The sequence below is a fragment of the Novosphingobium sp. genome (genome assembly GCF_040398825.1).
Taxonomy (GTDB): domain Bacteria; phylum Pseudomonadota; class Alphaproteobacteria; order Sphingomonadales; family Sphingomonadaceae; genus Novosphingobium.
In genome coordinates this window covers 19,614-35,115 of sequence record NZ_JBBATI010000031.1, presented here as the reverse complement: position 1 = coordinate 35,115, position 15,502 = coordinate 19,614, and the positions used below count along the sequence as shown (strand labels likewise).

General features: G+C 62.5%; 11 protein-coding genes. 9 read left to right on the top strand and 2 right to left on the bottom strand.

Features of this window, described 5'->3' with window-relative positions; genetic code table 11:
• Positions 1-7 precede the first annotated feature (7 nt).
• Together ABWP89_RS14370 and ABWP89_RS14365 are read right to left on the bottom strand one after the other, a co-directional pair.
• Positions 8-1,981 carry a tetratricopeptide repeat-containing sulfotransferase family protein gene (locus ABWP89_RS14370; RefSeq protein WP_353230155.1) on the bottom strand — a complete coding sequence of 658 codons (1,974 nt, stop codon included), beginning with the start codon at positions 1,979-1,981 and terminating at the stop codon, positions 8-10.
• Positions 1,982-2,324: 343 nt separating this feature from the next.
• Entirely contained in the window at positions 2,325-5,036 is a 2,712-nt protein-coding gene (locus ABWP89_RS14365) for a TonB-dependent receptor (protein ID WP_353230127.1), read from the bottom strand.
• Between the two features lie 700 nt (positions 5,037-5,736).
• Here ABWP89_RS14365 and radA point away from each other — a divergent pair.
• The 9 genes from radA to ABWP89_RS14320 all read left to right on the top strand — a co-directional run bounded on the left by radA (position 5,737) and on the right by ABWP89_RS14320 (position 15,450).
• A complete protein-coding gene (gene radA / locus ABWP89_RS14360; RefSeq protein ID WP_353230125.1) occupies positions 5,737-7,101 on the top strand; it encodes a DNA repair protein RadA in 1,365 nt (454 codons plus the stop codon).
• Between the two features lie 154 nt (positions 7,102-7,255).
• Positions 7,256-7,879, top strand: coding sequence for a CvpA family protein (locus tag ABWP89_RS14355; RefSeq protein WP_353230124.1), 624 nt, complete (start codon positions 7,256-7,258; stop codon positions 7,877-7,879).
• Positions 7,876-8,301, top strand: coding sequence for an iron-sulfur cluster assembly scaffold protein (locus ABWP89_RS14350; protein WP_353230122.1), 426 nt, complete (start codon positions 7,876-7,878; stop codon positions 8,299-8,301). Before ABWP89_RS14355 ends, ABWP89_RS14350 begins: the two co-directional genes overlap by 4 nt.
• A gap of 25 nt (positions 8,302-8,326) precedes the next feature.
• Positions 8,327-9,946 carry an MFS transporter gene (locus ABWP89_RS14345; RefSeq protein WP_353230121.1) on the top strand — a complete coding sequence of 540 codons (1,620 nt, stop codon included), beginning with the start codon at positions 8,327-8,329 and terminating at the stop codon, positions 9,944-9,946.
• Positions 9,943-11,007, top strand: coding sequence for an alanine racemase (locus ABWP89_RS14340; protein ID WP_353230120.1), 1,065 nt, complete (start codon positions 9,943-9,945; stop codon positions 11,005-11,007). Before ABWP89_RS14345 ends, ABWP89_RS14340 begins: the two co-directional genes overlap by 4 nt.
• A gap of 87 nt (positions 11,008-11,094) precedes the next feature.
• Positions 11,095-11,655 carry a polyhydroxyalkanoate synthesis repressor PhaR gene (phaR, locus tag ABWP89_RS14335; RefSeq protein WP_353230119.1) on the top strand — a complete coding sequence of 187 codons (561 nt, stop codon included), beginning with the start codon at positions 11,095-11,097 and terminating at the stop codon, positions 11,653-11,655.
• Between the two features lie 88 nt (positions 11,656-11,743).
• Positions 11,744-13,303 carry an aminoacyl--tRNA ligase-related protein gene (locus ABWP89_RS14330; protein ID WP_353230117.1) on the top strand — a complete coding sequence of 520 codons (1,560 nt, stop codon included), beginning with the start codon at positions 11,744-11,746 and terminating at the stop codon, positions 13,301-13,303.
• A gap of 51 nt (positions 13,304-13,354) precedes the next feature.
• On the top strand, positions 13,355-14,647 hold the full coding sequence (locus ABWP89_RS14325) for a M28 family peptidase (RefSeq protein WP_353230116.1): 1,293 nt from the start codon (positions 13,355-13,357) through the stop codon (positions 14,645-14,647).
• Between the two features lie 134 nt (positions 14,648-14,781).
• The gene (locus ABWP89_RS14320) at positions 14,782-15,450 is read left to right on the top strand and encodes a hypothetical protein (RefSeq protein WP_353230115.1); all 669 of its coding nucleotides are present in this window, start codon (positions 14,782-14,784) and stop codon (positions 15,448-15,450) included.
• Positions 15,451-15,502 lie beyond the last annotated feature (52 nt).

The window sequence follows — 15,502 nt, the reverse complement described above, 5'->3', positions numbered from 1 at the left end:
CAGCGTATCAATCCCGCCAGGTGTCCAACGCATCGCCTAGCGCATCCGATAGCGGCCCCAACCATTGCGCAAACGGCTTCCACTGATCAACGCCGTCGCGGCTGATCGGGCGACGCACTTGTTCGGAACTGGGCGTGCGTACGCTGCGGGTGTTCTGGTGGAAATTCAGGCAGCCATCTTCGAACGGCAGGCCGCAATGGTCGAGCATGCGCCGGATCTGCCCTTCGGGATCATCGATCAGGTCTTCGTTGATCACGCGCAGCACGCGGCCGGGCAACACGCTGTCCCAATGCCGCATCAGGTCGAGATAAGTGCGGTAATAACGGGCGATATCTTCCATCGAATAGGTGAATTCCTGCCCTTGCGCGAACAGCTGTTTCAGGTTGGAAAAACAGCAATCCATCGGGTTGCGCCGCGCATCGATGATCGTGGCATGGGGCAGGATCAGGTGGATGAGCCCGATGTGGCGGAAATTGTTGGGCATCTTGTCGATAAACCAGGCCCGGCCCAGCGCGCGGTGGGGCCGGGTATCCGCCATGTATTGCTCCCCGAACGTGCGGATGGCATCGACCGACAGCTCTGTCAGAACCGTCGGGTACCGCGGATTGTCGAAATCCATTGTGCGCCCCTGCAGGTCATGCACGATGCGCTGAATGTCGGGCAATTCCTGCGTGCCTTCGACCTGGCTGTGAGACGCCAGGATTTGTTCAATCAGCGTCGAGCCCGAACGCGGCAATCCCAACACAAAAATCGGATCGGCGTCCGCAACGCCCCAGTTAGTGCGCTCGGCAAAAAACTGGTACGTGCAAATGCGTTTCTGTCCACGGGTGTTGTTTTCGAACACATCCGGGTGATAGTCGTTGCTGGCGCGGTGGGTGACATTGCCCAGCGCATAGGCGGTCCACGATGCCGCGTGATCCCCGCGATCCTCAAGTGCCTTGCCCAATGTAAAGGCAAGATGCACGCGGTCGACCTCGGTGGTCTTGGCTGCAGCCAACCCGGCACGGATGGTGGCGATTTCTGCATCTGAAAAGCGGTAGGTCTTGAGGTTGGCAAGGCTCCACCAAGCATCGCCAAAGTCAGGCCGCGCCTTTGTCGATGCATGGTATGCGGCGATTGCCTCATCCACTCTGCCCACAGTTTTCAAAGCGTGCCCGAGCCACAGGTTGAAATCGGCACGGCGACCTGCACTGTCAAAATCGCCGTCGCGGATTTCGGCCAGCAAGTCGCGATACAGCGGAATGACGGTCTCGAATTCGCCCAGACCAACCGCGATTGTCGCCGTCAGCGTGCGATATTCGCTGTTCTGAGGGTCAACCGCCAGCAACGGTTTAAGTGCTTCACGAGCCTGTGGAAATTTGTGGCGGGCGATCAGCGTCTGAATATATTCACCGCGCACCTCGTGATAATCCGGCACCAGCATCAGCACGCCGGCAAACAGCAATTCGGCGTCATCAAGCACGTTACGCAAAAACCCGATCTGGGCAAGCAGGCGCATCGCCTCCGGGTGGTCGCCATATGCCAGCAGAAATTCGCGCACCAGCGCTTCGGCAAGATCGACTGCGCCATCACCAAACAGCATTTTGGCGCGCACCACCGGTGGCGGCAGGCTGGCCAGGTGGGCGCAGTGGCGCGCAGCAATCGCAGCATTGTCATCATCACCGGTCATGCGCCACAGGCCGTCAAGCATACGCCACGCCATTGGTAGGGACGGATTGATGGCCACTGCAGCTTGCAGATCGGCGATCGCCCTGGGCGCATCGCGCCGCGCAACATTACAAAGCCCGCGTTCCAGAAGCATCTGGCTGAATTGCGGGTGATCTTCGGCCAAGCGATCAAGCATCGCCAAGGCATCATCGGTCCGTTGCAGAAATCGCAGAGCCATTGCCGCAATCAACAGTAAGTCTCGATTTTTCGGGTGCCTGGCCAGCAACGGTGTCGCGCCATCCAGCGCGCCCTGGTAATTGCCCTGCGCCTGCATGGCACCCAGCCGGGCAACCTCTGACTCGATCGGTGACATTGGTGGGGCGGGGATTGTCGTTTGCGAGGCCATGGTACTTTTCGACTTTCGGCAAAGATCCGGGTCTGGACCGGTTCGTGATCTGACGGCGCCCGATCAACCGCTCCACGTTTCTGTTTTTAAAGCGATTTGGCGCGCTGGCCTAAGGTTTCGAGTCGCCGGGTGATACCATCTTGCCGGTATTCGCTCCAGACGAAGGGCATCCTTACCCGTTCGGTGCCGTGCGCGCTCTGTTCATAGCAGAAAGGGCGACACCCGAAGGTGCCGCCCCTGCTGTCGGAATACCACCGAAGCGTTAGTCAGATCAGAACTTGGTTCCAACCTTCACGCCGTAGATCAGCGGACGGATTGGAATCTGCGTCTTCAGGTATTCCGCTGAGGTCGTGAACGAGCTGGCGTGCGAGTTGGAGAGGTTTTCCCCATAGATCGTCACCGACCAATTGTCGCGGGTGAAACCGATCGACGCATCCAGCGTGGCATAGCCGGGCATCTTGTAACGCAGCACTGTGGTGCCTGGAACAATAACGCCTTGTCCATTCAGTACGTTTGGCGACGAAGGATCTGCCGGAGCAGCGATGTAGCCCGACGGATAGGTCGCCGGTTCGTTGTACATCGAGCTGGTGTAAGAAATCCCACCAGCTACAAACCAGTTCATGTCACCGCCAGCGGCCCAGTCATAACGGGCGCGGGCATTTGCCTGCACGTGCGGGCTGAACGGGGTGATCCCGCCCACCGCACCGAACGGGCTGGAAACCGGCTTGACCGTCTTGTTCACATACACTTCCGTGATGCACTTGCCGAATGATGAAACACCCGGGTTGTTGGCGATGAAGCACGGTGCGTTCGATTGCTTGCTGTCGTTGTAGGTTGCAGAACCTTGCACCGTCAGCCCGGTGACCGGGCGGGCAACGATCTGCACTTCGGCGCCCTTGATGTGATAGTTGGGCCCGTTGGTGCCGAACGCCGTATTGCCGTAACCGCCTGCCGGGTTGAAGAACCCGAGCTGGGTGTCTTGCCAGATCATGTAATAGCTTGAGACGTTCAGCTGCACCTTGCGGTCAAACAAGTCGGTCTTGAAACCGATTTCCCAGTTGGTCAGGGAGTCAGGCTTGTAGCTGGCCGGGACCAGCAGCTGCGGAGCGTGCGGCGCGATTGGATCAGGCACGCGCGCGCTGGGGCCACGGTTGAACCCACCCGGACGGAACCCTTGGCTGAACAGACCGTACACCAGCGTGTGTTCCTGCGGCTTCCAGGAAATCACGGCTTTGCTCTTGAAGCCGTGGTAGCTGATTTTCAGACCCAATGCATCAAGGTTTGATCCGCTGACGCAGACCGGAACCTGATAGCATGCGCCGTTGAACGAACTGTAGACCGAGCCGGTTTCGTATTCCTTGTAGTTGTAATAGCGTGTGCCGCCGGTCAACGTCAGTTGCGGTGTGACGTCAAAATCAACCGAACCGAATGCAGCATACTGCTTGTAGCCACGCTGTGTGTCTTCACCAAACGCGACCAACGGACCACGGGGGCCCTTCACGTTCAGTGTTGCAGCGGGGTTCGGCGCAATCAGGCCGAGGCAAACGCTGCCCGATGCCTTGATTGCCGCGGCAGTCATTGTCGGGTCGCACGACGGGATGGTCTTGTAATCCCAATCGTTGTTGTCCTGAATCTTCAACGATTCATAATACAGGCCGGCGATCGCACGGATCCGTGAATGTTCTGGCGTGGTCACACGGAATTCATGACTTTGATGCGTCGTGCGGATCTGGTCGGTCCAGTAGGCGTTTGGCGCGTAGCAGTAAGGCGCCTTGCCGACGTTCCAGTAATAATTGGCGCCGCCCGTGCACTGGTAGAAAATGCCATACTTGGCACGGGCATAGTTTGTATAGTCGCCCTGCGTCGAAATGTGGCGTGCCATATAGGCGCCAGTGTAGATCACCTTGAAATCGCCAACCTTGCCATCAAGGGTCCAGGCCGTGTTCCAGTAATCGTCCTTGTTGAAGTTGGGTTCAAACAGGGTCGCTTGCAGCTTGCCCAGCGGCTTGCTGTCATAGCTGTAATCCTGCGACGCGAATGATCCCGATGCGTCAATCTTCTGATACGATTCGGTCAGCAGCAGATTCCAGTCGGGTGCAATGTTCCAGCCCAGTTCAACACGGCCGCCAATGTAGTCGACTGGGTTGGCGCTTTTCTTCACCATGCTGGCGTTGTTGTACTGGCCGCCATTGCTCTGTTGCGCCGGGGTCAGCTGGTTGCCGTTACCGCCATAGGCAAGGTAGTACGAACCAATGTCGCTCGGCTGGCGGGTGAACGTCGAATAGACGTTGTCAATGTATCCGCCATGATGATCGTCATAGATCACTGCGCGAACGGCCAGCTTGTCCTTGACGATCGGCAGGTTGATCATGGCATTGAATGCTGCGTTCGGCGCACCGCCAGCGGTGCCGCTAAAGCTGCCTTCCATCTTGGCTTCAAACTTGCTGAGCTTTGGCTTGGCAGTGATGTACCGCACCACGCCGGCCTGTGCGCCGCCGCCGAACAGCGTACCCTGCGGACCTTCGAGAACTTCAACGCGTTCGATATCGGCGATGTAGACGTCGGCATTGTGTGCCGGAAACTGCATTGACTGGTCATCGAGATAGATCGCGACGTTGGGGAAGCCACCGATAGTGCCGGCCGACTGCTCTCCGGCGAAACCTGCCGACAGGCCGCGCATAAAGATCGCACCCTGACCTGGCCCGTTGTTGCCAAACGTAACGTTGGGCGTGAATTTCAACAGATCGTTGAACGTGGTAACGTTCAGTTTGCTGAGCGTGTCGGCGCTAAGGGCCTGTAGCGTGAACGGCACGTCCTGAATCGACTGGTCGCGGCGCTGTGCGGTCACGATGATTTCGCCGGGAATGGGCGCCGAAGCAGCGGCAGGAGCAGCAGCCTGTTCAGCATGCGCGGTGCCGGTCAGCGCGAACAACGCCGAACCTGCGAACAAACCAAACTTCAACATCTGGGTACTGGTCTTCATACAACCCCCCTGGGTTTTATACCGAACGGACCGGCGGCAGCGGGAGCCAGCGCACGCGACCGGTTGGGGCTGCATAACGCATACCCGCAACCACCCCCATGGCTCGCCCCGCACCGTCTCCGGGCGGAAGAAAGGGCCTGCGCGATTACGCTGGCCGTCCTTGCCGCGGGTTATGCCGGGCGGTGACAATCGAGACAAGGCATTATGAGAAATTATGAGGGGGCTATGCCATGCATGAATGTCGGGCATTCTGCCCCGACCCCGACCGGGCGCATGCCGGGAATTGGGATGATGCGTGATGGAAATCATGAATACAATTTCAATTCATCTGAACAGGGTGATCCCGATAATAGTATGTTTTGATGCATCCATCATATGATTATGTTCGAAAAAATGCAGGTTTCGACGATGGTAGCGGTTTATTTTCAGATCTGATTTGCCAAAATCATTTTTAACGAAAATTGACTTCGATCAATTTGCGCGGATTGCGCTGGATGGCTTGCAGGCTACAGACCTACTGTTCGGCTTTGTGTTGCGGTGCGGCAATGATGTGCGTGGCTTTGGTCTGGCTTGCGGACACGAAAGTGCGGTGAGTGTTGCCCTTTGGTGACATGCCGGCTGAAAGCGTGGTCAGGCTGTCGGGTTGCCCACCCTGCAACAGGGTGTTGTGTTCCCCAAATGTTCGGGTTAGGCAGCGGTTATGGTCAAACCCAAGCGCCGCTATGTCTGCCAGGCCTGCGGCAGTGTATCAAACCGCTGGCAGGGCCAGTGCCCCGATTGTTCCGAATGGAACACGCTGACCGAAGAGGCGCCCGAAACCGTGTTTTCGGCGCGGCACGATCTGTCGGGCGGCGGGCGCAAAGTGCGGTTCATGCCGCTGGACCATCCGGTAGAACTGCCGCCCCGGCGCGCGACCGGCCTGGCGGAATTCGACCGTGCGCTGGGTGGCGGGCTGGTGGCCGGGTCGGCGGTGCTGATGGGGGGTGATCCGGGCATCGGCAAATCGACGCTGTTGTTGCAGGCGGCCGCCAACATGGCCACCGCTGGTGCCAGCGCGGTCTATATCAGCGGTGAAGAGGCGTCGGACCAGGTGCGGTTGCGCGCGGGTCGGCTGGGGCTGGGCAAGGCGCCGTTGCTGCTCGCCTCCGCCACATCGGTGCGTGACATCCTGACCACGCTGGCCGGCATGCCGCCGCCCGCGCTGGTGGTGATCGATTCGATCCAGACCATGCATTCGGACAATATCGAGGGCGCGCCGGGCACCGTCAGCCAGGTGCGCGCCTGTGCGTTTGAACTGATCCGCTATGCCAAGGACAGCGGCGCGGCGGTGGTGCTGGTCGGCCATGTGACCAAGGATGGATCGATCGCCGGCCCGCGCGTGCTGGAACATATGGTCGACGTTGTGATGAGTTTCGAAGGCGAGCGCAGCCACCAGTACCGCATTCTGCGCGCGCTGAAGAACCGCTATGGCGCGGTTGATGAAATCGGCGTGTTTGCGATGGCCGGTGCCGGGCTGGAGGAAGTGGGCAACCCGTCGCTGTTGTTCCTGTCGGGCCGGGCCGATCCGGTGGCCGGCAGCGCGGTGTTCCCGGCGCTGGAGGGCACGCGGCCGGTGCTGGTGGAAATTCAGGCGTTGACCGTGCGGCTGGCCAGTGGCGCCACCCCGCGCCGCGCTGTGGTGGGCTGGGACAGCGGGCGGCTGGCGATGCTGCTGGCGGTGCTGGAGGCGCGCTGCGGGCTGAACTTTTCATCGGCAGAGGTCTATCTGAATGTCGCGGGCGGCTATCGCCTGACCGATCCGGCGGCCGATCTGGCGGTGGCCGCCGCGCTGGTATCGGCACTGGCCGACCGGCCGCTGCCGGCCGAGGCAGTGTGGTTTGGCGAAGTTTCGCTGGCGGGTGAGGTGCGCCCCGTTGCGCATGCCGCGATCCGCCTGCGCGAAGCGGCCAAGCTGGGTTTTGCCCGCACCTTTGGCCCGGCCGGGATCGAGGCGGAGGGCGGCGCGCGCCATACCGGGCTGTCGCTGCTGCCAAATCTCGTTGACCGGATCATGGGCGGGTCTTAGAGTCTTTGTTGAAAGTGCCGCCCACCGCCCCGCACCCCCGGCCCATCCGCCCACAGGTTATCTTGAATGGGCGGGTGGGCCAGGGGTACGGGGCGGTGAGCAGCACAAACGCGCTTGTCGGCGACTTTCGAAGCAGTCTCTTGGACCGGAAAACATGAGCGGCTTTGACTATGTCGTATTCCTGGTGGTCGGGCTGGCCGCAATCGGCGGCTTCTTTCGCGGCTTTGTCGAGGAAGTGGTGTCGCTGCTGGGCTGGTGCCTGCGGCTGCTGGCGGTTCATTACGGCCATGCCCCGCTGACCGCTGTGTTGACCCCGACGATTGGCAATGAAACCGGGGCAGGGGTGCTGGCGTTTGGCATCCTGCTGGTGGTGCCCTGGTTTGTTACCCGGATGCTCGCGCGCAATATGGGCCAGGCCAGCCGGGGTTCGTTGCTGGGGCCGATCGACCGCGTGCTGGGTTTCGGGTTTGGCGCGATCAAGGGCTTTGTGATCATGGTGCTGGCCTTTGCGCTGCTGGTGTTTGCCTATGATATGGTGTGGGGCGTCAAAGGTCGTCCGGCCTGGCTGAAAGATGGGCGGACCTATCCGTTTCTGAATGCTGCCAGCGATGAACTGATGACCATGGTGGGCCAACGGCGCAGTGATGCCTTGCATGGCACGCATCGCGGGGCTGGGGACACCGTGGACGACAGTGCCGCCACTGGCGATGATCCGGCCCCGCGTCCGTCGCATCGCGCGCACCGCCACCGCCCGCCCCCGTCGGACCCCGCCGAATGACGGCCCCCCGCGCGGCAGCGCTTTACACTTCGGCAGTGCTTGCCGCAGCCACCGGTCTGGCCGCGTGGCCATGGAATGATGCGCTGCCCCTGCGCGGTGAGGCGCGATCGCGCACGTGCGGCAGCGCGCTGACGATCGGGCTGGATTGCGACGCCGCCGGGCAGATCACCGCGATCGGCGTGCGCACCCATGCCTGCGCAATCGGGCAGGCCGCGGCGCAGGTGTTTGCCAGTGCCGCCATCGGGCGTGATCGTGCCGCCATCGCAGATGGCAGAGCGCAAATCGGCGCCTGGCTGGCGGGGCAGGGCACAACGCCTGATTGGCCGGGCATTGCGGTGATTGCCGCCGCTCGCGATCATCCTTCACGCCACGGTGCGATTGTGCTGGCATGGGATGCTGCGCTTGGGGCATTGGCGGGGTGAGTGACGCAGACGTGGGGCAATAAGCATGGGGAATGACAGCGCGCAGGGCCTGGTGCCGGCCACCAGCGCCGCCGACATGCGGCTGGTGATTGCCGCGTCATCGGCCGGCACCGTGTTCGAATGGTACGATTTTTTCATTTACGGCACGCTCGGGCCGATATTGTCGAAAACCTTTTTCCCGGCCGACAACGCGATGCTGTCGACGCTGTTGTTCTGGCTGGTGTTTGCGGTGGGTTTCGGTTTTCGCCCGGTCGGCGCGATGGTGTTCGGGTTTCTGGGTGACCGGCTGGGGCGCAAATACACCTTTTTGATCACCGTGGTGCTGATGGGCATTGCCACGGCCGGGGTCGGGCTGGTGCCATCGGCGGCGCAAATCGGGCTGTTTGCCCCGGCGCTGGTGATTGGTTTGCGCATTTTGCAGGGGCTGGCGCTGGGTGGTGAATATGGCGGCGCGGTGGTCTATGTGGCCGAACATGCCGCACCCGAACGGCGCGGGTTCTATACCAGTTTCATCCAGGCCAGCGTGATGGGCGGCTTTGTGCTCAGCCTGGTGGTGGTACTGCTGTGCAAGGCGACGATGCCGATTGAGGTCTGGGCGCAATGGGGCTGGCGTGTGCCGTTCCTGCTTAGCCTGGGGCTGCTGGCGGTGTCGCTGTGGATGCGGCTGAAACTGTCGGAAAGCCCGGTGTTCAAGGCGATGCAGGATGAAGGCGAACTGGCCGCCAATCCGCTGAAGGAAAGCCTGACTTATCCCGGCAACAAACGCCGGCTGTTTGTCGCGCTGTTCGGCATTTCTGCCGGTGGTTCGGTGATCTGGTACACCGCCATGTTTTCAGGATTGTCGCTGCTGAAAACCGGTATGCGGGTGGATGATACCACGGCAGAGGTGCTGGTCGGGGTGGCCTGCCTGTTTGGCATGGGGCTGAACATCACGTTTGGCTGGGTGGCCGACCGGGTCGGGCGCGCGGTGCCGTTTGTTGGCGGCTATGTGGCGGCGTTGCTGCTGCTGTTTCCGGCGGCCTGGCTGATCGGCAGCTCGGCCAATCCGGCGCTGGCCGATATGGCGCGGCGGGCGCCGGTGGTGGTGGCCGGGGCTGATTGCCGGTATGATGCCTTTGCGGCCGAGCAGAAAACCGACTGCGGGCGGTTGCTGGGCGATCTGACCGCGGCGGGCGTGCGGTATCGGGTGGAACTGGCGCCCGTGCTGGCCCTGCGCGCGGGATCGACCGCCTTGCCGCTGACAGCGTGGCATGCCGGCGACAAGACTGCGCGCCGTGCCGTGCTGGAATCGGCGTTGGCGGGCGTTGGTTACAATCTGGGCAAAGTGCATCCGTCGCTGTGGGGCATGATCGGCGTGGTGGCGGGGCTGGTGCTGACCATGGCGCTGTCGGCGGCGACATATGGCCCGCAAGCGGTGATCCTGGCCGAAATGTTTCCGCCGCGCATACGCTATAGCTCGATGTCGATCCCTTATCACATCGGGGTCGGCTATTTCGGCGGATTCCTGCCGTTTATTTCCAGCCTGATCGTGGCGCAGACCGGCAATCCCTATGCCGGACTGTGGTACACCTGGGTGGTGGTGCTGGTGGCGCTGCCGATTGCCGCGGTTGGCCTGCGCCATGCCCGGTTGCCGGCTGCACAATGATCGCACCGGACTATCCTGAGGCCCCGCCGGCGCCGCTGCGGCTGCGGCTTGACGCGCAGGCGCTGGGCGACAATTGGCGCGCGCTTGACCAGATGGCCGCAACCGCGCGCACTGGCGCGGCGGTAAAGGCCGATGGCTATGGGCTGGGCGCAGGGCAGGTGGTGCCGGTGCTGGCGCGTGCCGGCTGCCGCGACTGGTTTGTGGCGCATTGGGCAGAGGTGCCGGCGGTGATTGCGCATGTCCCGCCCGAAACGGTGGCGGTGCTGCACGGCCCGATCGATCATGCCGATGTCGCCTGGGCTCGCAGCACGGGCGTGCGCCCGGTGCTCAATTCGCTGCCACAGGTCGCGCGCTGGCTGGCCGGTGGTGGCGGGGTGTGCCACGTGATGGTGGATAGCGGCATCAACCGGCTGGGCCTGGCGATGGCCGATCTGGCCGACCCGCTGCTGGCACAGCTCGATATCGATCTGTTGATCAGCCACCTGGCCAGCGCGGATGAGGATGTTGCACAAAACGCGCAGCAATTGGCGCAGTTCAAATTGGCACAAACCATGATCCCGGCGCGCCGGTACAGCCTGGCCAACAGCGCCGGAATTGCCCTGGGCCCGGATTATCATGCCGATCTGACGCGGCCAGGCATCGCGCTGTATGGCGGTGTGGCGCGGCGCGAACTGGCCGGTGTGGTGCGCCAGGTCGCCCACCCGGAAGCGGCGGTGTTGCAGGTGCGCAACCTGCATGCGGGCGACCAGGTGGGGTACAACGCGACATTTGTTGCGCCGCATGCGATGCGGCTGGGGGTGGTCGCGCTGGGCTATGCCGATGGCTATTTGCGCTGCTGGTCCAACCGTGGTGTGCTGCGCGCCGGTGCTGCGCCGCTGCCGGTGGTGGGCAGGGTGTCGATGGACCTGAGCGCGATCGATCTGTCAGCGGCACCGGACGTGCGCGAAGGCGACTGGCTGACGGTTGATTATGACCTGCCGCACGCCGCCGCCGCCAGCGGGCTGTCGCAATACGAATTGCTGACCGGGTTGCACCGCCGATTTGCCCGGATCGTGACCTGATCATCGGGGCATTGACGCGCTTGTTGCATTGCACATACTGCGGCTGCTAAGGTGGGACTAACCAGATCATAAACGGGGTTGCGCGCGATGGCACATACGGCGAAGGATGGCGAAACCGTCATCATCAAGAAATACGCCAACCGGCGTTTGTACAACACCCGCACCAGCAGCTACATCACGCTCGACCATCTGGCCCAGATGGTTAAGGAAAATATTGATTTTCAGGTAATTGATGCAAAAACCGGGGCCGATCTGACGCATACCATCCTGACCCAGATCATCATGGATGAAGAAGCGGGCGCCGGGCAGATGTTGCCGACCAATTTTCTGCGCCAGCTGATTTCGATGTACGGCAATTCGATGCAGGCACTGCTGCCGGGCTATCTGGAAGCGTCGATGGACCATTTCCGCGAGAACCAGGTGAAGCTGCGCAAGGCGATCGAGGACAGCATCGGTGCCAACCCGCTGGCGCAACTGGCCCAGCGCAACATGGAAATTTTCAAGGCGGCGGCATCGGCATTTGTCCCGGGTGCACCGGGCACGCCATCCGCGGCTGCAAAGCCCGCCGCCGACGAAGCCGGCGAACTGGCGACGCTGCGCCAGCAGGTTGAGGAAATGCAGAAGAAGCTCGACAAGCTGGTGAAGTAGGCAGGCTGTTCAGCCAGGTTTGCGCGCGGCGCAAATTGGTTGTGCGCAAGGTGTTGCCCGAATCTGCTGGCGCCCTTAACCGGGGCGCATGAACCAGATCACGATCAAGCATGCGCTGCCCGTCAAGCGCGCCGACGACTTTGCCCAGTGGTACCAGACCGTGATTGCCGAGGCCGAACTGGCCGAGGAATCCGGCGTGCGCGGCTGCATGGTGATCAAACCCTGGGGCTATGGCATCTGGGAACGCATCCAGAAACTGATGGACGAACGGATCAAGGCCGCCGGCGTCGACAATTGCTATTTCCCGTTGTTCATCCCGCTGTCGTTCTTTGCCAAAGAGGCGGAACATGTTGATGGCTTTGCCAAGGAAATGGCGGTTGTCACGCACCACCGCCTGATCGCCGATGGCGCGGGCGGGCTGATCCCCGATCCAGAGGCAAAGCTGGAAGAACCGCTGGTGGTGCGCCCGACATCGGAAACGGTGATCGGCGCGGCGATGGCGCGGTGGATTCAGTCGTGGCGCGATCTGCCGATGCTGACCAACCAGTGGGCCAATGTGGTGCGCTGGGAAATGCGCACGCGGATGTTTTTGCGCACCAGCGAATTCCTGTGGCAGGAAGGGCATACCGCCCACGCCGATGAGGCCGACGCCAGGGTCGAAACACTGCGCGCGCTGGAAATGTACCGCAGCTTTGCCGAAGACGTGCTGGCCATGCCGGTGGTGGCCGGGCCAAAATCGGAAAACGAACGGTTTCCGGGCGCCGTCGCGACCTATTCGATCGAGGCGATGATGCAAGATGGCAAGGCGCTGCAGGCCGGCACCTCGCACTATCTGGGCACGACCTTTTCGCAAAGCGCAGGCATCCGTTATCAGGACAAGGCCGGGCAACAGGCGCTGTGCCACACCACCAGCTGGGGCGTTTCGACACGGCTGATCGGCGGGGTGATCATGACCCACGGCGATGACGATGGCCTGCGCACCCCGCCGCAGATCGCCCCACAACAGGTGGTGATCCTGCCGATGTTGCGCGACAACGATGGTGATGACGCGCTACTGGCCTATTGCGAAGGCATTCGCGCCGCGCTGGCCGCGCAGACCGTCTATGGCGAACGCGTGCGCGTGCTGTTGGACAAACGGCCGGGCAAGGCCACGGCGAAGCGGTGGGCCTGGGTCAAAAAGGGCGTGCCGCTGGTGCTGGAAATTGGTGGCCGCGATGCAGAGGGCGCGGCGGTTTCGGTGCTGCGGCGCGATCGGCTGTGGCGCGCCGATGGCAAGGTCGATTTTACCGGCATGCCGCGCGATGCGTTTCTGGCGGTGGCCGTGGCAGAGATCGAGGCCTATGGTCGCGTGTTGCATGAACAGGCAACCGGCTATCGCGATGCGCGGATCAAGCGCGGTATTACCGATATGGCCGGGCTGAACGCCTATTTTGCCGACGAACGCGAACAGTCGAATCTGGCGCCGGGCTGGGTGGAACTGGGCTGGTCGCGCCCGACCGGGGCCGCGCTGGATGCCGTGGTGGAACAGTTGAAGGCGCTGAAACTGACCATCCGCAACACCCCGCTGGATGCGCCCGTGCCCGGCGGAACCTGCCTGTTCACCGGCGAACCGGCGGTCGAAACCATTTTTGTTGCGCGCGCCTATTGATTGCCTGCTGTGGCGCCTTGCCCTGGGCGGGCGGGGCGCTAGTCTGGCGCGATGAAAACAATCGCCTTTATCGCCGCGGCGCTGGTCGCCACCCCCGTTGTTGCCGCCCCTGCCGATGCTGTGTCAGAGGCACGGTTGAAGGCGCGGGTCATGCGCTTGGCAGCCTTTGGCACGCGCCACACGCTGTCATCGCAGACCGATCCGGTGCGCGGGATCGGCGCGGCGCGCACCTGGGCAGAGGGCGAATTTCGCGCCGCCTGTGGTGATGCGGTGCAGATCGTAAAGCCCGAAACCATGATCACCGGCAAACGCGCGCCCAATCCGACCCGGCTGGTTGATGTGGTGGCGATCCAGCGTGGCGCCGAACGCCCCGACGAAGTGGTGATCGTGCAGGGCCATATCGACAGCATTCGTGGCGATTTCATGGACCCGGTGGGCGATGCGCCGGGCGCCAACGATGATGCATCGGGCACCTCGCTGGTGCTCGAATCCGCAAACGTGCTGTGCCACAGCCATTTTCCCGGCACGATTGTCTATGCCGTGCTGTCGGGGGAGGAACAGGGGCTGTATGGCGGAAAGCTGTTGGCCGATTATGCCCGTGCGCAGCACTGGACGGTGAAAGCCGTGCTCAACAATGACATTGTCGGCAATTCCCGCGGGTCTGATGGCACGGTCGATGATGCGCACGTGCGCGTGTTTTCCGAAGGCCCGCGCGCCAATGCCGATGCCGCGCTGACCCAGGCGCAGCGGTTGATCGGCGGCGAAAACGACAGCCCTTCGCGCAATCTGTCGCGGTTTATTGCCGGCCTTGGTGAACCGGGGTTTGCCGTGCGGCAGGTCTGGCGCGCCGATCGCATGGGCCGTGGCGGTGACCATCTGCCGTTTGAAGAGGCCGGCTATCCCGCCATCCGCATCACCGTCGCGGTCGAAAATTACGAGGCGCAGCATCAAACCCCGCGTGTCGAAGGCGGTCATGTCTATGGCGACACGCCCGACCGCATGGATTTTGCCTATCTGGCCAAAGTCACCCGGCTGAACGTGCGTGCGCTGGCCGCGCTGGCCGCTGCGCCGGTGCCGCCGACCGGCGATGTCAATGGCGCGGTCAAGACCTTTACCACGCTGGGCTGGAAAGCGGTTCCCGGCGCCACCAGCTATGCCATATGGCGCCGTCGCACCGATGCGCCGGGGTGGGAGGAAAAGATGCTGACCACATCTGCCACCACCGCGCTGCTGGATGGTGTGCGCGGCGATGACTGGTTTTTCGGCGTCAGCGCAATCGCCGCCGACGGCAGCGCCAGCCCGATCGCCTCTGCACTGCCGGGCGGGGGATTCGCCAACCCCTGATTGTCCCGGCGCAGTTGGTTTTCAAACGCAATCGGACCAAACGGTTTCATTGGCGCGGCTGGTGGCGATTAGCGATCTGTGTCAAACCGCGCGCAATGCCGGGGGATCACCACCCGGTTGATGGGAGAGTCGTTATGCGCAGCGCGATAGTGGCGGCGATGATTTCGGCAGTTGCGGCACAGGCCAGCGCGCAAGAGATGGCGCCGATGGCAGAACGGATGCACAAGCCATACGTCATGACCAACGATTGGGGAGTGTCCGCCTGTTCGGTTTCCCCGCAAGCGGGCGAACCGGTGTTGTCCGTCCAGATCGACGTCCATGCCGGTGCTGGTGGCGGACCCCATGTGAAACGCGCTGGCGTTGACGCAGGCAGCGATGCCGCAGGCGGTATCGACGCGTCGGGCGTCAGCGCCGATTTTACCATCGATGGGTCTGGGGTCGCCCCGACGGTAACCGCCCACGCGATCAACACCAAGGGTACCGGGGGCACCAACCACCGGGCTGCCGCGCAAAGTTGCGTCGCGCCGTCGGGCCTGTTGCTGCCCGCCGTGCAAAAGCGTGAGGCACGCGCCGTGCCGGCATGCCGGGTGTCTGGCGATGACAAACTGCTGAAATTCCTGATCACCACGCCGCTGTCCGCGTTTGGCGCCGGGGCCAAAACCGGTCACGTCACGATCAACCGGCGCGGTGAAGCCGCGGCCGATGGCGCGCTGATCGTGCCGTGCGACCAGGCCGATGGGACCGGCGCCGCCAACCGGCCGATCCGCGCCGGATGGGACATCAAGGTCGCCAAACCGATGTGATCGGCGGTGGGATCATCCGGCACAACGGGGTGAAGGATCGGACAATGCCCGC